The organism is Bacteroidales bacterium (genome assembly GCA_021648725.1).
Classification (GTDB): domain Bacteria; phylum Bacteroidota; class Bacteroidia; order Bacteroidales; family JAADGE01; genus JAADGE01.
In genome coordinates, this window is record JAKISF010000016.1 from 36,679 (window position 1) to 58,541 (window position 21,863).

A 21,863-nucleotide genomic window follows, 5' to 3' on the forward strand; every position below is an offset into this window, starting at 1 on the left:
GTAGTTTTTTAAACTACGCTTTTTTTTATGAAGAATTTTTTCATAAAAAAACCAGATGAATCAGTATAAAAAATAACATATTATTAAAGAAATACAATAAAAACAATTAATTTCGTTATTAAAATCAACAGAAACAATCTGATTTTATGATTATCATTCATTATTATAAGAATTTAATTATAAATTTACACATTGAAAAAAAGTTAAACTTTCTTATCTCCTTTTATGAGAAAATCGACAATATTCTATACTATTCTGTTATTTGTATTGTTTTCCTTTAAAATAAATAAGGCTCAAAATAATAACTTCCGGTATCCCTTAACATTCAAAGACACAACTACTGATAAATATTTTAACACGAAAATATCTGACCCGTACAGATGGCTTGAGGATAATAACTATGATAAAACTAAGGCTTGGGTTAAAGCTCAAAATAACTTTACATTTACATATTTAAACGAAATTCCTTTCAGAGATAATATCAGAGCCAGATTAAAAGAAATTTTAAAATATGAAAGATATGATATTCCTAAGAAAAACGGAGAATATTATTACTTTTATAAAAATAACGGATTACAAAATCAATGGGTTTTTTACAGAACAAAAGAACTCGAAAAAAATGAAGAAGTATTTATAAATCCGAATAACTTCTCAAAAGACGGTACAATCTCAATGAGTAAAGAAAGCTTTTCTAAAGACGGTTCTTTATTGGCATATCAAATTTCCGAAAAAGGTTCCGACTGGAAAAAAATCGTTGTAATTGATACAAAAACCAAAAAGCAAATCGGAGATACTTTATTTAATATTTATGACAGCAGAATTTCTTGGGTCGGAAATACAGGTTTTTATTACAGCACATTCGATAAACCTAAAGGCGAAAAAAAACTTTCCGTTTCAACACAATATGATAAATTATATTTTCACAAATTAAATGATGCTCAAAAAAATGACAAATTAATTTTTAACGGAGAAGAGCACAAAATAAGATATTTAAAAGCATTTGTTACCGAAGACGAAAAATTCCTTTATATAAAAGCTGCAGAAAGTTTTAGAGGAAATGGGCTGTATATCAAGGATTTAATAAAGAAAAACAGCATAATTGACACAATAGTAAAATCATTCGATAATAAAAATACGATTATTGATAACAATGATTCCGAACTATTGATTTTAACAAACCTTAATGCTCCCAATAATCGGTTAATTAAAGTTGATGCATCAAATCCGCAACCTAAAAACTGGACTGACCTGATTCCTGAAACCGAAAATGTTTTATCAGTAACAACAGGAGGCGGATATTTATTTGCTTCGCGAATGGTTGATGTTAAATCACAAATTATTCAATACGATTACAGCGGAAATAAAATCAGAAAAATTAAATTACCTGCAATCGGCACAACAGTTGATTTTAAGGCAAAAAAAGAAGATACTGTACTGTTTTATACTTTTAAATCTTTTACATATCCTTCAACAATATTTAAGTTTAATATCAAAAAAGGAACTTCCGAATTATTCTGGAAACCTAATATTTCTTTTAATCCGGAAGATTATGTAACAAAACAAGTTTTTTACGAAAGTAAAGACGGAACAAAAATACCAATGTTTATCGTTCATAAAAAAGATATAGAATTAAACGGCAAAAATCCTACATATTTATACGGCTACGGAGGATTTAACAGAAGTTTAAAACCTTTATTTTATCTTGAAAATTTAATTTGGATAGAAAACGGAGGAATATACGTTCATGCAAATTTAAGAGGAGGAGGAGAATACGGTGAAAAATGGCATAAAGCCGGAACTAAAATGCAAAAACAAAATGTATTTGACGATTTTATTGCAGCGGCAGAGTATTTAATCAAAGAAAAATATACATCAAGCGATTATCTTGCAATTTCAGGAACGTCAAACGGAGGTTTATTAATAGGTGCAGTAATGACACAACGCCCTGACTTATTTAAGGTTGCTCTTCCCACCGTAGGTGTTATGGATATGCTTAAATATCACAAATTTACATCAGGTGCAGCATGGGTAAGCGATTACGGAACTTCGGAAGAATCAGAAGAAATGTTCAAATACCTTTATAATTATTCTCCCGTTCATTCGGTAAAAAAAGGAATAAAATATCCTGCAACTTTAATTGCAACCGCAGACCACGATGACAGAGTAGTTCCTGCACATTCTTTTAAATTTGCAGCAACATTACAAGCAAATACAAACAGCAATAATCCTGTGTTAATAAGAATTGAAACAAATTCCGGACACGGCAGCGGAACTCCGATATCTAAATTAATAGAACAGGTAGTGGACAGGTTTGCATTTACTTGGTATAACATGGGAATTAACCCGTTTGAAAACAATAAATAATTTATTAAAGTAAAAGTAACGCTTGGTTAGAATTTCTGAATTTATCAGATTTTAAAGTAAAAAAATGAATCACAGTTTCATAGTAATAGAAGGAAACATAGGGGCAGGAAAAACAACATTAGCCAAAAAAATTGCAAAAGATTATAATGCTAAATTAATTCCGGAAGATTTTGCAGAAAATCCTTTTCTTCCTAAGTTCTATAAAAACCCCGATAAATATTCATTCCCTCTGGAATTATCTTTTCTTGCCGACAGGTTTTATCAATTAAATAAAGAAATAAGAAACAGAGATTTATTCAAATCATTTGTAGTTTCTGATTACTACTTTACAAAATCTTTAATCTTTGCAAGAAATACTTTGTCCGATGACGAATACGGATTATACCGAAGAATTTTTAACATAATTTACACGAACTTGCCGAAACCTGATTTATATGTTTACTTATATCTTGACGTAAAAAATTTAATTAAAAATATTAAACGAAGAGGACGAGACTATGAAAGAAACATTAAACCCGAATATCTCGACAAAATTCAAAAAGGATATTTTGAATATATGAAACAACACAGAGATGAATATAAATTCTTAGTGATTGACACTAACAGAATTGATTTTGTCAGGGAACAGCCTCATTACGAGCAAGTTAAAAATGTTATTTTCAACAACGACTATAAAACAGGAATTAACAGAATTATTTTATAAAAGTAAATAATATCAATTAGTTAGTAAATGCAACTTTTTTATGTATTTTTACGTCATTAGTTATATAGTTGTATCTTTATACTTAAATTTGAATAGCTGATGAAACGCCTTTTAAAAACTTTCATATTTTCCCTTTTTATATTTTCCTTTTTTCAAGGAAATGCACAATTTAAATTAGACAGTATTGTCAAAACGGATGTAGTAAGATGTTTCGGAGATGCTTCGGGAACAATTACCGTATATGTTTCAGAAGGACAAACACCCTATGAATATTCAATTGACGGAGGCGTCACATATCAATTAAGCAATAATTTTACAGGATTAGTTTCAGGTGCATATTCGGTTTATTCAAAAGATTTTTTCAACCAAATTGTTTCAGACGTTGTATATATTGACGAACCTGTTGAGATACAAATTATTAATGAAACAAAAACAGATGTTACGGGATGCTTCGGAGATATAAACGGTACAATAACAATAAATGCCACAGGAGGAACAGGAGCTCTTCAATACTCAATAGACAACGGAACAACGTACCTAAACAACGGAGGTAACTTTACAGGTTTATCTGCCGGAACATACAACATAGAAATTATTGACGATAGTTTATGTGTAAAAACCGGTTCTGCAATTATTGTAGGGCAACCTGCCGAATTACAAATAACAACCGAAACCGTTGTTGATGTTTTAGGATGTAACGGTGCAGATAACGGCTCAATTGACATTCTCGTTACCGGCGGAACTTCTCCTATACAGTACTCTATTGACGGCGGAACAACTTTTCAAGCCGGTCATTATTTTTCGCCTCTGCCGGCAGGCAGCTATTCGGTTGTTGTAGAAGACGCTAATAATTGCACGACAAACGGAAGTACCCTTACTGTAAATGAGCCTGCAGTAGTAAGTATAGATTCTGAATCACATACAAATATAACAGGTTGCTTCGGAGAACATACAGGAACAATAACTATTACGGCATCAGGAGGAACAGGGCTGTTATACTACGCAATAGATGGCGGGGTTGTTTTTCAGAATAACGGTAATTTCTCAAATTTATATGCCGGAACTTATAATGTTGTTGTAAAAGACGAAAACGGCTGTTCTGTTGCCGGAAGTGAAATTATTATTACCGAACCCGATGAAATTATTATTGACTCAGAATCGGCTACTGATATTACAACTTGTTTCGGAGATGCAACCGGAGGAATAACAATTAACGCACACGGAGGAAGCAGCACATTAGAATATTCAGTTGACTTAGGAACAACTTGGCAGGCAAGTAATGTATTCAACACACTTACGGCAGGTTTATATACTACAATGGTCAGAGATGCCGTTGAAACCACTTGTCAAGTCACAGGACAATCTCATACAGTTTTACAACCTCTTGAATTATTAATAACAGAAGTTTCAACAACAGATGTCTCAACTTGTTTCGGAGGTAATGACGGAACAATTCATATTACTACAAACGGAGGAGGAACACCTGCATACCAATTTTCAACAGACGGAGGGGCTACTTATCCTCACGGAAATGATATTATAAATTTATCAGCAGGAATTTACGACATAGTTGTAATAGATTCACACAATTGTACGGATACATTTACAACCAATATTGTTGAAATATCAGAACCGACCCCGGTAGTTATTACAAATGAAGTTCTGACTGATCCTACTTGTTTCGGAGGCAATAACGGAAGCATTGAAGTTACTGCAAGCGGGGGAACAGGACAATTACAATATTCTCCCAACGGAGGAGCAAATTTTTACTACGGAAATACTCTGTTCGGCTTATCTGCCGGCATTACTTACGATATTGTAGTAATGGATGACCACGGATGTACAACTATAGGAGGTTCTTATGTTTTGGGGCAACCTTCCGAACTTATTATCAATTCTATTGTAAAACAAGATGTATCAGAATGTTACGGAGGAACAAACGGCTCAATAATCATTAATGCTGTCGGAGGAACTGTTCCGATTAATTATTCTGTTGATAATGAAATTACATACCAATTATCAAATACATTTAACGGTTTAATTGCAGGCTCATACCATGTAGTAGTAAAAGATAATAACAACTGCAAAACAGACGGCGGAACAATTGAGATTTTACAACCCGAACCTTTGCTTTTTGTTTCGGAAACACACGAAGATGTTACCGGATGCAGAGGCAATAATAACGGAGCAATTCACATTACGATGACAGGTGGAACGCCTCATGCAACAAACGGATATAAATATTCAATAAACGGTAGTGTTGCCGCCTACGGAACAGGTAATTTTATTAATTTGCTTGCAGGTGATTATAACATTATTGTTACTGATGAATATGATTGCCCTGTTAATGTTAATACAATAACCATAAATGAACCGGAAGAATTAATACCTGCATTTGTTTCTCAGCAAAATATTAATTGCTACGGTGATGCAACCGGAAATATAAGCATTTCGGCATCAGGCGGACAGTTTCCGTATCAATACTCTTCTGATAACGGTATTACATACCAAAACAATTCATTTTTCTCAGGCTTAACGGCAGGTACATATCAAACCTATGTGAAAGATGCTTATAATTGTGTCAGAATAGGTCCAGAAGTTATACTTACACAACCCGACACATTAGAAATAACCTCTGTAACATATACGGATGTTATCGGATGCAACGGTAATAATAACGGAACAATTACTGTAAGTGCAACAGGCGGTGTTCCCGGCTATATGTACACAATTGATATGGGAAGCAGTTGGTATGCTAACGGAGGAGTTTTTACAAACCTTTCCCCCGGTGATTATTTTGTAAAGATATACGATACAAATTTTTGTGAAGCAAGTTTTGTTGATGTTAATATGGATATTGATACAATTCATATTACAGAACCTTCGAAAATACAATTGGACAGCATTAATAAAACTGATATATTATGTTACGGTGACAATAACGGAACAATTGATATTTATGCCTCGGGAGGAACAGGAACATTGAGTTATTCTATTGATAACGGTACAACATATCCTAATACAACAGGCAACTTTATTAATTTACCGGCAGCAAACTATATTGTTAAAGTAGTTGATGCAAATAATTGTCCCACAATTACATATCCGGTAGGTATATACGAACCGGATTCTTTATATATTGAAAATGTTACAGCACAAGATGAATCTTGCTTATGGGCAAACGACGGCATAGTTACAATTTATGCAACAGGCGGCTCTTGGCCCTATGAATACTCAATAGACGGAATTAATTACCAAACAAACCGAAATATTGAGAATTTACCGCCCGGAATTTACACAGCAGTAATTCGTGATAAGAATATGTGTCCTGCAACTGCAAATTTCACAGTTGAGGTAGGCTCTCCTAATGATGCTTCACTGTTTACTTCTGATGTTTCCGAAGGTTGCAGCCCTCTGAACGTACAATTTCAAAGACTAAACGCAGGCACAACTTATCTTTGGGAATTTGGTGACGGTGAAGTTTCAAGTTTTAATGAGCCTTCTCACACCTTTTATAATATCAGCGGAGCACCTGTTATTTACACGGTAACGGCATATTCCGTTTCTCCTAATAATTGTTTAGATACTGCTCAAATGGATATTACCGTAAATCCGCAACCTCAATTAAGTTTTACGGCTGACCCGATGATTGCGTATTATCCCGAAACAACTATTAATATTACAAACAACAGTCCGGGAATGTCAACTTACCTTTGGAACTTCGGTGACGGCAACACTTCAACAGACGAAAATCCGGGTTCGCATACTTATGATGACTGCGGAGAATACATTATCAGTATGTTTGCTGAAAATGCTTATACTTGTCAAAATACTTTTCAAGATACAATATTAATTACGGCACATCAACCGCAAGCATTTTTTCAGGTAGATACAACACAACATTGTACACCTTTTACCTTTTATTTTGAAAATCAATCTACTTTTATTGATACTTTTGAATGGTTATTACATGACGGAACAATAAGATACGAAAATGATTTCAGTTTATTTTTTGAAGAACCCGGAACATATACAATTCAATTAAACACATTGGGATATTGTAATACTTATGATTCTTACGATACTACAATAACTGTTTTCCAATCACCCGAAGTTGATTTTGAAGTAATTCCGGATACGGTAATGTTACCCGACCAACCTATAAGATGCTTTAATCACAGCTCTGATGACAGCGACTCATTCTTTTGGGAATTTGGTGACGGAGGAACATCAACAGATGAAAATCCGATTTATCAATACACAAACGAAGGTTCATATTCTATTAAATTAACAGTTATTTCCGTTAATAAATGTACTGATTCCTTAACCCTTTTAACAGAAGTTGTTGTTTTACCCGAAGGCAAAGCTCTCTTCCCTAATGCTTTTACACCTAACGGCGACGGTATAAATGATGTATTTAAACCGGCATTATACCGTTCGGTAGAAAGTTTTAAAATGGAAATATATAATCGTTGGGGAGAACTTGTTTTTTATACCGAAGATATTGAAACCGGCTGGACAGGTTATTTTGACGGCAAACTAAGCCTGCAAGATGTTTATGTTTGGCGTGCCGAAGGCATTTATTTAAACGGAACACCGTTCATTTTTGCCGGCAGTGTTACTTTACTGCGATAAACATTGTAGTAATTATTAAGCATTACTAAAAGTTGGGTTTATACCTCAACTATTCCTCATTCAACACATCAAAAATAAAAGAATAAATTAATGCTGTTTCTTTATATGTTTTAAATCTTCCGGACATTCCGCTGTGCCCGGCTTCCATATTAGTAAAAAGGTAAATAGGATTATCGCTTGTGTTATATTCTCTTAATTTTGCAACCCATTTTGCAGGTTCCCAATATTGAACCTGCGAATCGTGCAATCCTGCCGTAACAAACATTGCAGGATAATTTTGTTTTGCAACTTGGTCATAGGGCGAATACGACAACATATAATCATAATATTCTTTTTCGTCAGGGTTTCCCCATTCGTCATATTCCCCTGTTGTTAAAGGAATTGATTCATCAAGCATAGTAGTAATTACATCAACAAAAGGAACTTCCGAAATAATTCCTGCATATAAATCAGGTCGCATATTTGAAACTGCACCGGTTAATAAACCTCCGGCACTTCCGCCCATTGCAAAAGTATTTTCCGGTTTTGAATATCCTTCTTTATGTAAAAATTCGGTGCAAGTAATAAAATCGGTAAATGTATTTTTTTTATGAAGCAATTTCCCGTCTTCATACCATTTTCTGCCGAGCTCCTGCCCTCCCCTTACATGTGCAATTGCAAAAATAAAACCTCGGTCTAACAAACTCAAAACTGATGAGTGAAAACTTGCATCCATACTGTAACCATAAGAACCGTAAGCATATATAAGCAACGGATTTCCCCCGTTTAATTTAATGCCCTTTTTATAAACAACAGACAAAGGAATTTTCTTTCCGTCATTTGCTTTTGCAAACAATCTTTTTGCTTCATAATTATCCTTTGAAAACTTTTTACCTGCAAACTTTTCTTTAAGCAAAGTTTTTTGTTTTGTTTTCATATTATAATCAAAATAAGAATTAGGTGTTGTTAATGAACTGTATCCGTATCTTAATATTTCGGTATCATACTCGGCATTATCAGAAATCCAAATTTCATAAACTTCTTCTCCGCAATCAAGAATATGGTCAGTTTTGTTTTTCAAGTCAATAATTCTTAAATATATAAGACCGTTTTTCCTTTCGTTAATTACAATATAGTTTTTAAAAACTTCAAAATCTTCAATAAAAACATCAGGGTTGTAAGGTACAACTTCTTTCCAATTTTCAGGCTCAGGATTTTCAAAGTTTGTTTTTACAATTTTAAAATTTGTTGCTCCTCCGAAATTCGTTAAAATATACAATTCATTTTCATGTGTTTCAACAGAGTATTCATGCTTATCTTCTCTGGGAGTAATTACTTTAAATTCATCATTCGGGTTATCGGCATTAATATATCTGCATTCGGAAGAAATTGTACTGCCGGCTTCAAGCAATATGTATTCATCTGATTTACTTTTAGATACAGATATATAAAATGAATCATCTTCTTCCTCGTAAATTAGGACATCATCTTCTTCCGAAGTTCCCAAAACATGTTTCCAAAGTTGAAATTCTCTTAAAGTTTCTTCATCTTTCTTAATATAGAAAACAGTTTTATTGTCGGATGCCCATTCGGCTTCTCCGTCAGTATTTTTAATAATGTCTTTGTAATCTTCGCCGGTTTCCAAATTTTTAAACCTGATTTCGTATTTTCGCCGCCCGACCGTATCAACACTGTATGCTAATATTTTATTATTTTGGCTTACGGCATAATCAGTAACATAGTAATACGGAAAACCTAATGATAATTTATTTACGTCCAGCAAAATTTCTTCATCATTATCAAGATTCTTTTTTTTTCTGCAATAAATGGGGTGTTCTTTCTGAGCTTCGTATCTTACGTAATAAAAATAAGCATTATCAAAATAAGGAACAGAACTGTCTTTTGCTTTTATTCTGCTGACAATTTCGTCAAAAATAACTTCTTGTAAAGAATCGGTATGTTCTAATTTATATTTTAAATAATTATTTTCTGCTTTAAGATATTCTATAACTTTCGGGTTTTCTCTTTCATTTAACCAATAATAATTATCAATTCTGGTATCTCCGTGAATGCTTAATTCTTTTTTTATTTTTTCAGCAACGGGTGCAATAATTTCTTCGTTAACTTTACACGAACTTGTCATCATAATTTCTAAACTTAATAAAATAATAATCGTAAAGTACAGCAGTCTTTTCATCCTATATTTTTTACATTTTAAGGCTTGCAAAAATAGATTATTTTATTTAATAATTCCTATTTATATTTACAACAATAAATATTTAATAACTTATTCATCGTGAAAACTAATATTTTTCTGTTACATTCTTAATTTTAAACTTGATTTCACAAGGACAAGAAAATAAAACTAAGGAAATAAGAAAGCGTTATTATCAAATTGAAGAAAATAAAGAAGATTTTAATGTACATAAAGTTGAATTGAATTATATGCTTCCGGCTTGTCGGTCCGAAAACGAAAGTTATCAGAAGCGTTTTTATTTTGATAATGAGATACTGATAAAATATATTTATAAAAAACCGGGTGCTGATACAGACAAGAATATAAATATTTCAAAAGTGGAAAAATTCTCAAAAAAGGAATTAAAAATCTGAGAAATATCAACTTTACTTTACATAGACAGAAACATTGGATATTATTGGTTGATGCTTTATCTGAGTTTAAAATTTTTGCCGAGGTATTTTTCGCGAACTTCCGGGTTTGAAGCCAAATCATAGGCTGTTCCTGATTCTAAAATACGCCCTTCGTATAATAAATAGGCTCTGTCGGTAATATTTAAAGTTTCATGAACATTATGGTCAGTTATTAAAACCCCGATGTTCTTTTCTTTCAGTTTTTTTATGATACTTTGAATATCTTCAACAGCTATCGGGTCAACACCGGCAAAAGGCTCATCCAAAAGAATAAATGCAGGATCTATTGCCAATGCTCTTGCTATTTCTGTTCGTCTTCTTTCTCCGCCCGAAAGTTGAATGCCTTTACTTTTTCGTATATGTGATAATCCGAATTCTTCAATTAATTTCTCAGTTTTCATATATTGTTCTTTTTTAGACATATTCGTCATTTCAAGAACACTTTTAATATTATTTTCTACAGATAATTTCCTAAAAACAGATGCTTCTTGCGGCAAATAACCTATTCCCATTTTTGCACGTTTATACATAGGCAATTTTGTTATATCATTATTGTCAAGATAAACACTGCCTCCGTTTGGTCTTATAAAACCGACAATCATATAAAAAGTAGTTGTTTTCCCGGCACCGTTAGGTCCTAATAATCCGACAATTTCACCTTTATTAACTTCTACCGAAATTCCTTTTACAACTGTTCTGCTTCCGTATTTTTTAATTACTTTATCTGTATATAGTTTCATTCCGGTTCTGTTAGTTATTTGTTTCCGAAGCATAAAATTATCAAACATTTAATTAACTGCAATTTTTACTGCTGTTTTTAACAATTTTTACGATTTAAATATCTTATTTTGCAAAACATTTTATTGAAATTATGGCATGCACAGCTGATTTTTTTATTATTAATGATATGGTTTTCCCGACAAAGAAGTTTAACATTTCAGAACTGGAAAAAGGGATTACTATTTACGAAGTTGTTAAAATTATTGAGGCAACTCCGTTATTTATAGAAGATCATATTATCAGACTATTTGAATCTGCAAAAATTAAAAAACTTAAAATTTGGTTAAAAAAAGAAAATATAATTAAACAAGTTCTTAAATTAATTGAAATTAATAAAATTAAAAGGGGACGTTTAAAATTTGCCTTACGGTTTCATGAATCAGAAAATATTCTTATCTGCTTTTTTTTGCAAGATATTGAACCTGATAATATAACTTATAAAAAAGGTGTAAAACTTATTTCGAAAAAGGCAGAAAGAGAAAATCCGAATGCAAAAGTAATTAACTATAAATTGAGGAAGTCAGTAAAATCCCGAATGAAAAAAGAAAATGCTTTTGAAACGCTTCTTATTTCAAAATCCGGCAAAATTACAGAATGTAGTAAATCAAATATCTTTTTTATAAAGGATAACTATTTATACACGCCAAAATCAAAAGATATTTTAAAAGGAATTACACGAGAACACATTTTTAATATTTGCAAAGAAAATAATATTAAAATTATTGAAACCGATTTATATCAAAATGATATTAAAAAATATGATTCTGTATTTATTACGGGGACTTCTGTAGGTGTTTTGACAGTTAATCAAATTGATAATCATATTTTCTCAAAAGAAAATGAACTTTTACAACAAATTTCAAAATTGTATTTCAGTATTGTTAAAACTTATACTAAAAACTTGCTTTCAACGAAAAAATAAAATTTCGCCCGGGTGCAACAATTCCTGATGAATAAGGGCGGTAACGCATATTAAATATATTTTCTACTCCTGCTTTTAAACTGAATACTTTGTTAATTTTAAAGAGTGTATTTAAATTAATTGTGTACCAAGAAGGAGAAAAGGGGTTTCCGTTTAAATCGGATGCATAAATATGCGGTTTATCAACTTCTGATTCTGCTAAGTTTTCAAAAGAAATCTCGGCATTGTATTCTGCAAATAAATCAGCCTTAAACTTTTCTGTTTTAAATAACAGATGAGTTGTTCCGAAAGAAGGAGCTACATGCCTTAAAGGCATATTTTCAGAATCATAACCTCGTGTATAATTATAATTTGAACTTACGCTCAGTTTGTCAAGCAATTCGGCAAAAAATGCAATTTGAAATCCGTAAATCACGGCATTATCTGCATTTACAATTGCTTGCACCTTACTTAATTCTCCGTCATACATTATAGAATCAGCACCGTTAAAAGTAAAATCTTTTCTAATCAGAGCATCATCCAAAAATGTATAAAAAACAGCTGCATCAACTTTAATCTTTTTATTAATTAATTTTACAATTCCGATATCTGTGTTATAAGCAAACTCAGGAGTTAATTCTGAATTAGGAACTACTACACTTCCGGGTTCCGAATCGAATACTTTTGCCATATCATCAATATTCGGTGCTCTGAAACCGCTTGACACATTAAAGCTGAACTGCCATGTTTCAGGTCTGTAAACCAAACCGAAGCTTCCGTTTAATGCTCCCGTATTGAAATCTATATTTTGAAAGGGAAAATCAAAAAACATTGTATCTAATTCGGCAAAAGCATAAACTCTGTTATATCTTAATCCTGTATTCAATGTAAAAATATCCGATAAATTATTTTTGTATGAAATATATGCGGCAAAAGTTGAATAATCTGAATTATCCGGATATCTGCTCGAAGTTAATCTCTCTGATAAATCATTAACATTCAACTTAATACCTGATGAATAAATTTTATTAGTTACGGCTTCTGCTCCGTAAAACAGGAAAGAATTTTGCTTTATTTCTTTTTCAAAATCCAAATTTACCGAATATGCTTTTACATTTTCATATCTTTTTCGTATTTCATCTTTTCCGAATTTTCTGTCATGCCGACTTTCTTTAAAATCTTGATATGCAAAAATTAGTTTAGATTCCGAAAAAAGTTTTGTTTCTCGAGAATGAAAAAAAGAGATATTATTCATCATCCATTCTTGCGGACCGTAATACCATTGTGCATATTTCAATTGATTGCCGCTGTATTGAATAAGCCTGTCATAACGAGGGATATCGGAAGTTTTTGAATAGTAAAACCCGTAATTAATGTCCAAATATTTATTAGGTTTAAATCGCAACTTTTGCAGAACATTTAATTGCTTATATCCGGAATATTTTTGAATATTCTTATTTGAATTTGTTATAACTATATCCTGTCCGTTAATAATATCAACATATTCAGGTCTTGTATATGACTCATTTCCGATATTGCCCATTATTAAGTCATCAAAATCACTGTATGAAAGAGACGTAACGGATGAAAATCTTTTTTTACTTACGGAAAAATCTAAATGACCTGTTTTTTCTGTATTTGCCGAAGAAAAACGAAACATTGTATTTCCTGCAAATTTCGTTTTTTCTGAGGTTGTATATTTAGCCCTCAAACTATGAAAATCCATGACTCCTCCTAATGCATCACTTCCGTACACAACTGAACCGGGACCAAAAATAATTTCCGAGTTTTCAATGCTGTTTGCATCAATTGATATTACATTTTGCAAATTTCCGCTTCTGAAAATTGCATTGTTCATTCTTACGCCGTCAACTACTATTAAAACTCGGTTTGCAGAAAAACCTCTTATCATAGGGCTTCCTCCTCCGAGTTGGCTTTTTTGAATAAATACTTCACCTGATAATTTTAGTAAATCAGCAGATGTTTGGGCATTATTCAGTGCTATTTTATTTTTTGAAATTATATTTATTCGATTCGGAACTTCATTCTTATTTTGTTCCCAATGACTTGCAGAAATTACTACTTCATTAATATTTAAGACACTCTGTTCTAAAACAACCATATAATCTGTTTCTTTTAAGTTTTTGAATGTCAGGTATTTTTCTTCATAGAAATCATGTTTAAAAAGAATTTTCTCATCTTTCTTAAATTCGCTTAAATCTGCGACACCTTCAGAATTTGTAAAAACTGTTTTCGAATTATTAAATATCAACACATTTTCAATTGGTTGCGAATTTGTTTCATCTATTACTTTTACTTTTTGTGAAAATGTTGCAGAAGCAAAAAGTAAAATAAATAAAAATATTGATACTGTTCTCATTTCAGATTGTATTGACATAAAAAAAGTGCGTTTAATTTTTTTAAAACGCACTTATGAATACAAAAATTAAGCCTTTTATTCGCCTGAATTCATTGAAATAATAAATTCTTCATTACTTCTTGTTCTCAGCAATCTGTCTTTTAAAAATTCCATTGCTTCAACAGGGTTCATATCAGATAAATACTTTCTTAATATCCACATTCTATTAAGCATATCTTTCCCGAATAACAAATCTTCTCTTCTGGTTCCGGACGCATTAATATTAACTGCAGGATAAATTCTTTTGTTGGAAAGATTTCTGTCTAACTGCAATTCCATATTACCGGTTCCTTTAAATTCTTCAAAAATCACTTCATCCATTTTTGAGCCGGTATCTATTAATGCAGTAGCTATAATGGTTAACGAGCCTCCGTTTTCAATATTTCTGGCTGCACCGAAAAATCTTTTCGGTTTATGTAAAGCACTTGCTTCAACACCGCCGGAAAGCACTTTCCCGGAAGACGGAGAAACTGTGTTGTAAGCTCTTGCTAATCTTGTAATTGAGTCAAGGAGTATAACAACATCATGTCCTGATTCTACTAATCGTTTTGCTTTTTGGATTACTATTTCGGATACTTTTACATGCTTATCGGCAGGCTCATCAAATGTTGATGCAACAACTTCGGCATTTACGCTTCTTTCCATATCTGTAACTTCTTCCGGTCGCTCATCAATTAACAGAATAATCATATAAACTTCCGGATGGTTAGCTGCAATTGCATTAGCTATATCTTTAAGTAACACTGTTTTACCTGTTTTAGGCTGGGCTACTATAAGACCTCTTTGTCCTTTTCCTATCGGTGAAAATAAATCAATAATTCTTGCTGATGCAGAAGCATCTTTTCCTGTAATATTAAATTTTTCATCAGGAAATAAAGGGGTTAAATGCTCGAAATGAATTCTGTCTCTTATATGTTCCGGTTTTCTTCCGTTTATGCCTTCTACTTTTATTAAAGGAAAATATTTTTCACTGTCTTTCGGGGGTCTTATTTGCCCTTTAACAGTATCGCCGGTTTTTAAACCGAAAAGTTTAATTTGAGATTGAGATACATAAATATCGTCAGGGGAATTAAAATAGTTATAATCTGCCGACCTTAAAAAACCATATCCGTCAGGCATAATTTCTAAAACACCTGAACTTTGGATGATTGCATCAAATTCATGTTTAGGGTTAAAGCTTTTATTTCTGTCTTGTCCTTCATCTTTTCCTTGTTTCTTAGGATTGTTTTTTTGGAGATTATTTTGGTATTTTCTTTCAATGGGTTTTTTATCTTTTTGTTTAGATTCAAACACCTTTTTATCATCGGTTCTCTCTTTTACAGGTTTATCTTCTTTATCCTTCTCAAAAGTTTTTTTCTCAAAAGGCTTTTTCTCAAAAGACTTTTTATCTTTTATTTTACCGTCAGTTGGTTTTCTTTTAAAAGATTTAACCTCTTCAGTTTTTTCAATCTTTTTTTCTTTTTTTCGGAAAGCTTGTTTCTTTTCAACTACCTTATTTGTTTTGTTATCCGTTTTTAAAACAGTTTTTTGTTTTACAACACTTTTGGGTTTTTGCTCTGTTTTATCAGACTTTTCAGTCTGTGATTTTGTTCCTTTTATTGCAGCTTGATCCAATATTTCATAAATCAAATCTTGTTTTTTAAATTTCTCAATTCGCTTGATGCCATAGTCTTTGGCAAGTTCACGCAAATCAATTACCTTCATTTTTTGAAGTTCGAGAATGTCGTACATTTAATATGTTTTTTAAATTATTAATTAATATTTTGAGGTTTATCTGTTCAAGAAGAATTACATTTTTAATATCCGGCTAAGATGATAAAACAGAATATTTTGGAGAATGAATTATAGAGAAAATATTGAAAATTAATCGTTTACTGTTGTTTTTAACTTTCGGATTAATTTAATGCAATAATAATCATAAAGTTTGGAATGAAAAAGAATTTATGTTTTTTTATTGTTATAATTTAAAATAAATCTTCGTCAACATAATTTCTGCATTAAAAACAAAAACCCAAACACCTAATAATCTGACACTTATTTGCATTATTCAAGTAAATTATTTATTAATGTTTTTTTTAATAATTTTGGCAACTTTATTACTGTAAGCAAATCGAATGAAAGAAATTATACTTGAAATACGTGATTTTATAAAAAAAGATTTTAATATATTCGCTTACGGTTATACTGTTTTATTTCTTGCAATAGCTTTATATTTAAACTTCACATATAATTTTGAAGACGGTTATATTGACAAAAATTACGGCAAATTAAGGGGATTTTGGGTTTATCCTCTTTATTATATTGCTCCTTATTACCTTACTTTAATTCCTATCCTTTTTATAAAAAAGCAACAGTACAAATTATTGCAATCAGAATTCTGGGTTAAAAGCCTTATATATTTCGGAACATTCGGAGTTATGATTGCTGTTTGGCAACATCGCACTTTATTTGATTTCTCACATTTAGAAGCAGGAGACAGGTTTTTTATATTCAGAGTTTTTGATGAAATTAAACGAATAATTCCTTTTTTGATAATATTTTTTGCCGTAAAATCTTATTATGATAAAAAAGATAATCATTTATTAGGTCTAAGGTATAAAGGTATGAATTACAGACCTTTCTTTTTAATGTTGGCATTAATGATTCCTTTAATTACGCTTGCATCTTTTCAGCCGTCATTTCAGCATACATACCCTCAATATAAATATTGGTTTTATAAAGGGGCTTTCGGTATGTCGCAAGAACAAACAATGGGGGTTTTTGAAATAGCATACGGACTGGATTTTATAAGTGTCGAACTAATGTTCAGAGGAGCTTTGGTTATAGGAATGGCTAAGATATTAGGCAGAGAAGCTGTTTTGCCTATGGCTGCGGCATATGTTATAATTCATTTCGGCAAACCTGCCGGAGAAGCAATAAGTTCATTCTTCGGAGGCTTTATTTTGGGAGTTCATTCCCTTGCAAAGAAAAATATTTTCGGGGGAATAATAATTCATGTCGGAATTGCTTATTTTATGGAAATTGCGGCAGTTTTGCAACATCTTTACAAATAAAAACATCATAAACTATGAGAATAGATATACTTACAGTTCTTCCTCAACTACTGGAAAGTCCTCTTAACCACTCAATTGTAAAAAGAGTTCAAGAAAAAGGGCTTGCAGAAATTTATACCCATAACTTAAGAGATTTTTCAACTGACAAGCATAAAAGAGTTGATGATGCTCCTTTCGGAGGAGAAGCCGGTATGGTAATGATGATTGAACCGGTAGATAATGCTGTTTCTTTTTTAACTTCCGAAAGAACTTATGATGAAATAATATATACTTCGCCGGACGGTGAAAAGTTTAACCAGAAAACAGCAAATTCTTTTTCTCGTTATAAAAACATTTTAATTCTTTGCGGACATTATAAAGGAATTGATCAACGGATAAGAGATAAGTATATTACAAAAGAAATCTCAATAGGAGATTATGTTCTTACAGGCGGTGAACTTGCAGCCGCCGTGATAGTTGACAGTATAGTCAGATTAATCCCGGGTGCTATTTCTGATGAAACTTCTGCTTTATCTGATTCGTTTCAAGATAATTTATTAGCTCCGCCGGTTTACACCAGACCGGCTGAATATAAAGGAATGAAAGTTCCGGATGTGTTGCTTTCCGGTAATTTTAAAGAGATTGACAAATGGAAATTTGAACAATCAATAAGCAGAACAAAAAAATTAAGACCCGATTTGTATGACGAATTATTTGACGAATAGAGTTATCTTTGAAAAATTAATTTGTATATTGCCTTAAATTATTTAAAAATGAAGCTTGAAAAATTATATTATACAATTGGAGAGGTCGCCGAAATGTTTGATGTTAATGTTTCATTAATAAGATATTGGGAAAATCAATTCAGTATTTTAAAACCTAAGAAAAACAAAAAGGGCAATCGTCTTTTTACTCCTGCCGATATTGATAATCTTCATTTAATTTATCATTTGGTTAAAGAAAAAAGACTTACTTTAGAAGGAGCAAAACTTAAGTTAAAGGAGAATAAAGAATCTACTATGCAAAATTTTGAGGCAGTTAAGAAGTTAAAAGAAGTAAAAAAAATGTTGCTTGAAATTAGAGATTCGATATAATTATTTCTGACATTTTTCAATAACAGCAATTCTTTTTTTACCGTCGGTTTGTATTCTCAAATTATCACTAAATCTTACGTGTTTTATAAAATCTGTTTCTTCTACCAATTCTTGTTCGGCAAGTTCTTTCCAATTTATATATCCTTCTGCATCTGTATGTTGTATTGAAAAATAACCTACATTCATTGATGTAACATTATGGAAAAAATGAGAACCCGAGGAAGCTTCTAACGGGAAATCATGCAAACTGGTTTCAACAATTACTTTTGCTTTTGAAATTTGCGTCCAATTAACAGGAATGCCAATCCATTTATCTCTCGTACCCCATCTTCCGGGTCCGATTAAAACATAAGATTTACCTTCACTTATCATTTTTTTATTAAAAACATCTATTTCTTTTGCAATCTGTTCGGTTTTTGATTTATCAAAGGTTTCGGGATTAACATAAATTACATCTCTCACATCTTCGATTACACCGTTACCCATTGCATTTTTTGAAAACAAAACTGCATTTTTAATATCAATTGTTTTAAAGTTAATATTATAATCTTGTGAATTCCCTATTAAAGGTTTTACCTGTAATAAATAAAAAGATGCTTCCCTGTCTTCGTCTAAGTTCAAATCTACTGCATATTCAATTTCAACAGGAGCACCCATTGCTTCCTTTAAAATATTGAGCATGGTTTTAATTGTTTTAGCCAAAGGAATATAGTTATACTTTAAGATATTAGCAAAATTTACAATTCTGGGACCGTATTTATCAAGTCCGGGGTAAACCATATCATTATCAGGGTTATATACCGAAACACAATGTTTAAATCTGTCAAAGTTAAGGCGTTCCGGTTCACTTATATTTAAGCGAATTAATCCTGCAGTTTCGCCGGTTTTGAAATCAATAGTATCCCTTTCAAGGTTTACTGCAAAAAGCTCTGTTTGTGAATTTTTAAATAAATCTTTATTTGAATTATTTTGTAATGTAGGATGATTGGGTGAAAATCGATAAGCCTTTTCTCCTTCAACGACATAAATGCCTAAACCTACGGCTGCAACTGCAGCTCCGTCATGGGGTTTTATTTTCCCGAAAGGATAATAATTATATGATTGAGCCGTACCGCTGATATGAGGATAATATACATTTTCATATTTATTTCCTACAAGTTCTTGCAGAACAATAGCCATTTTCTCTTCTTCGATTTTGTAATTTACGGCATTTATATAATTTTTAGAAGTTTCGGAAAAAACTGATGCAAAAACTAACTTTACCGCAGTACAAACTTGTTTTAATCGATGATTAATATCATTATGATTATTCGGCAAAATATATGTTGAAAAAATTCCTGCAAAAGGTTGCATTAATGAATCCTCAAATAATCCGGAAGATCTTACGGCAATCGGTTTTTTGATTATTGATAATACCTTTAGTAATTTATCTTTTAAATCTGAACTAATTTCTTGGTCAACAAATAAATCCGACAAATCTGAGAAGTTAGTTTCATTTCTTGCTTTATTAAATAAATCATTCTGTGACAAGAAGTTATCATATTCATCCGTTCCTATAATAAATGTTTTCGGCATTTTTAATTTAATACCGGGAACAAACTTATTTATGTTAAACTTATAAATCAAGCTATTCATAAATGCAACTCCCCTGCCCTTTCCTCCGAGAGCTCCTGTTGCTAATTTGCCTATGTTGCTTTCATGCAAAACAGTGTAATCATTTACACTTATTATTTGCCCTCTATTCTGTTCAACCTTATTATCGTAAAAAGATTGTATTAATACTTTTCTTATTCCTTGTATTCCGTCAAAATCAGAAATTTTATAAGGAGCAATTTTTTCTGCCAAAGTAATTTCGCCTCTTGCTCGCAACCATAAAGAGAAATGATTTTTTCCTGCATGATAACCTAAACTTTCATCACTTATTGTATGGAGTTTTCTGTAAAACTCATCCATGTCTTTTGCTCTGTCAACAATTTCACCGTCATTTGCTCTGAAAATAAAATCACCGAAGCCTAAGTTATACTTAATAAAATCTTTAATATCATGAATTAAGCTGTTAGAGTTCTTATCAATAAATCTTGATTGACATTCAGTTTCTGCCGTAATTTTATTTGCTATATCTGACGACTGAATTGCAGTAGGAATTCGAGGAGTTATTTTTTTTATATGCTTTATCAATATAAATCCGGCTTTTTTATTAGTTCTGTTGTTTTTTTTAAATTTTACATCAGAAATAACACTTAAAATATAGTCTTTATAGGTGTCATAAATATTGATTGCATCATCATAATCCGTTGCTAATAAAATCTTTGGTCTCATTCTCATTTTCATAATTTTATACATGTCATCCGTTGCAGTAGAATCGTCAATAATTCTCTGCGTTTGTTCCATCACGCTTTTGTATAAAATCGGTAAATATCGAGAATAGTATTTTTCAGAATCTTCAACCAAAAGAATTATTCTCGATAAACCTATTTTTGTGTCATTTGCAACATTTTTTTTGTCTTCTAAGAGTTTTACTATTGTTAAGAAAATATTTGAATCTCCGTTCCAAACAAAAATATTATTGATATTTTGTAGTTTCTTTGCTTGTTTTTTATAGTGGTTTATATCTGTATTATTGTTTACTAAAAGATATAAAGGTAATTTTGTATATTTGTCTTTTATTTTTTTCGCAATATTTAAAGGTGTACGTCTGTCAATACCGCACATTATTATAACCAAATCAAAGCCGCCTTTTTCCAGTTTAATCAATGCATCATCATAAGAATGGGCTTTAACAATTTCGGGAGCAGATGATAAATTCATTTTATAATAATCACCTCTTACCGTATCATCTAACTTACCTTCTCGTTCAATACTTAAAGCATCATATAAATGAGCAATAAGTAATATTTTCTCAACTTTATAAGGCATAAGTTGATACAATATATCTCTTTCGGAATAATCGGTTTCTATTATTTTATTTATTATCGAAGTAAATTCAGACATAGACAATAGGTTTATCAAAAATATGATATAATGGAATCAGCTAACTGTCTTTTTCAAAAATTTTATATTTCTGAATATTATTTTTCAGTTGATCGGTATTTTTTTTGATTTCTTTTAAATCATCAACCATTTCTTTATTCTCTCGGGTCATTTCACTTTTAATATCATTTGCGGCATCTTTAAATTGTTTTACACCTTTTCCGATTGTTCTTGCAATTTCAGGCAAATTTTTCGAACCGAATAATACAACAACTGCAATAAGAATAAAAATTATTTCACCACCGCTTATAAAAAGATATATTCCAAACATTACATT

At 31.5% G+C, this 21,863-nt stretch carries 14 protein-coding genes; 8 read left to right on the top strand and 6 right to left on the bottom strand.

The window, feature by feature from the left end; translation table 11 throughout:
* The first annotated feature begins 225 nt into the window (after window positions 1–225).
* The 3 genes from L3J35_07645 to L3J35_07655 all read left to right on the top strand — a co-directional run bounded on the left by L3J35_07645 (window position 226) and on the right by L3J35_07655 (window position 7,702).
* A complete protein-coding gene (locus tag L3J35_07645) occupies window positions 226–2,364 on the top strand; it encodes a prolyl oligopeptidase family serine peptidase (protein MCF6366060.1) in 2,139 nt (712 codons plus the stop codon).
* A gap of 64 nt (window positions 2,365–2,428) precedes the next feature.
* Window positions 2,429–3,067, top strand: coding sequence for a deoxynucleoside kinase (locus tag L3J35_07650; GenBank protein ID MCF6366061.1), 639 nt, complete (start codon window positions 2,429–2,431; stop codon window positions 3,065–3,067).
* A gap of 99 nt (window positions 3,068–3,166) precedes the next feature.
* Window positions 3,167–7,702 (top strand): PKD domain-containing protein, encoded by a 4,536-nt coding sequence (locus L3J35_07655; protein MCF6366062.1) that lies wholly within the window; start codon window positions 3,167–3,169, stop codon window positions 7,700–7,702.
* A gap of 49 nt (window positions 7,703–7,751) precedes the next feature.
* Here the strand turns inward: L3J35_07655 and L3J35_07660 are convergent, their stop codons facing one another.
* Window positions 7,752–9,878, bottom strand: coding sequence for a S9 family peptidase (locus tag L3J35_07660; GenBank protein MCF6366063.1), 2,127 nt, complete (start codon window positions 9,876–9,878; stop codon window positions 7,752–7,754).
* A gap of 140 nt (window positions 9,879–10,018) precedes the next feature.
* On the opposite strand from L3J35_07660, the gene L3J35_07665 reads away from it, so the two are divergent.
* A complete protein-coding gene (locus L3J35_07665; GenBank protein MCF6366064.1) occupies window positions 10,019–10,291 on the top strand; it encodes a hypothetical protein in 273 nt (90 codons plus the stop codon).
* A 56-nt stretch (window positions 10,292–10,347) separates the two neighbouring features.
* Here the strand turns inward: L3J35_07665 and lptB are convergent, their stop codons facing one another.
* Window positions 10,348–11,070, bottom strand: coding sequence for an LPS export ABC transporter ATP-binding protein (gene lptB / locus L3J35_07670; protein ID MCF6366065.1), 723 nt, complete (start codon window positions 11,068–11,070; stop codon window positions 10,348–10,350).
* A 131-nt stretch (window positions 11,071–11,201) separates the two neighbouring features.
* Between lptB and L3J35_07675 the strand changes: the two genes are divergently transcribed.
* The gene (locus L3J35_07675) at window positions 11,202–12,032 is read left to right on the top strand and encodes an aminotransferase class IV (GenBank protein ID MCF6366066.1); all 831 of its coding nucleotides are present in this window, start codon (window positions 11,202–11,204) and stop codon (window positions 12,030–12,032) included.
* Here L3J35_07675 and L3J35_07680 read toward each other — a convergent pair.
* Together L3J35_07680 and rho are read right to left on the bottom strand one after the other, a co-directional pair.
* On the bottom strand, window positions 12,004–14,409 hold the full coding sequence (locus L3J35_07680; protein MCF6366067.1) for a TonB-dependent receptor: 2,406 nt from the start codon (window positions 14,407–14,409) through the stop codon (window positions 12,004–12,006). The two genes, L3J35_07675 and L3J35_07680, sit on opposite strands and share 29 nt — an antisense overlap.
* Window positions 14,410–14,466: 57 nt before the next feature.
* Window positions 14,467–16,161 (bottom strand): transcription termination factor Rho, encoded by a 1,695-nt coding sequence (gene rho / locus L3J35_07685; protein ID MCF6366068.1) that lies wholly within the window; start codon window positions 16,159–16,161, stop codon window positions 14,467–14,469.
* Window positions 16,162–16,544: 383 nt separating this feature from the next.
* Here rho and L3J35_07690 point away from each other — a divergent pair, with 383 nt between their 5' ends.
* The 3 genes from L3J35_07690 to L3J35_07700 are packed head-to-tail and all read left to right on the top strand — an operon-like array spanning window position 16,545 to window position 18,556.
* Complete coding sequence (locus L3J35_07690; GenBank protein MCF6366069.1) at window positions 16,545–17,483, top strand: hypothetical protein; 939 nt, start codon at window positions 16,545–16,547, stop codon at window positions 17,481–17,483.
* A gap of 14 nt (window positions 17,484–17,497) precedes the next feature.
* Complete coding sequence (gene trmD, locus L3J35_07695; GenBank protein MCF6366070.1) at window positions 17,498–18,187, top strand: tRNA (guanosine(37)-N1)-methyltransferase TrmD; 690 nt, start codon at window positions 17,498–17,500, stop codon at window positions 18,185–18,187.
* A 48-nt stretch (window positions 18,188–18,235) separates the two neighbouring features.
* Entirely contained in the window at window positions 18,236–18,556 is a 321-nt protein-coding gene (locus L3J35_07700; protein ID MCF6366071.1) for a MerR family transcriptional regulator, read from the top strand.
* Here the strand turns inward: L3J35_07700 and L3J35_07705 are convergent, their stop codons facing one another.
* Window positions 18,557–21,547: a pyruvate, phosphate dikinase gene (locus L3J35_07705; protein ID MCF6366072.1), complete on the bottom strand. Its 2,991-nt coding sequence runs from the start codon at window positions 21,545–21,547 to the stop codon at window positions 18,557–18,559.
* 40 nt (window positions 21,548–21,587) lie between these two features.
* Entirely contained in the window at window positions 21,588–21,857 is a 270-nt protein-coding gene (locus tag L3J35_07710; GenBank protein ID MCF6366073.1) for a twin-arginine translocase TatA/TatE family subunit, read from the bottom strand.
* Window positions 21,858–21,863 lie beyond the last annotated feature (6 nt).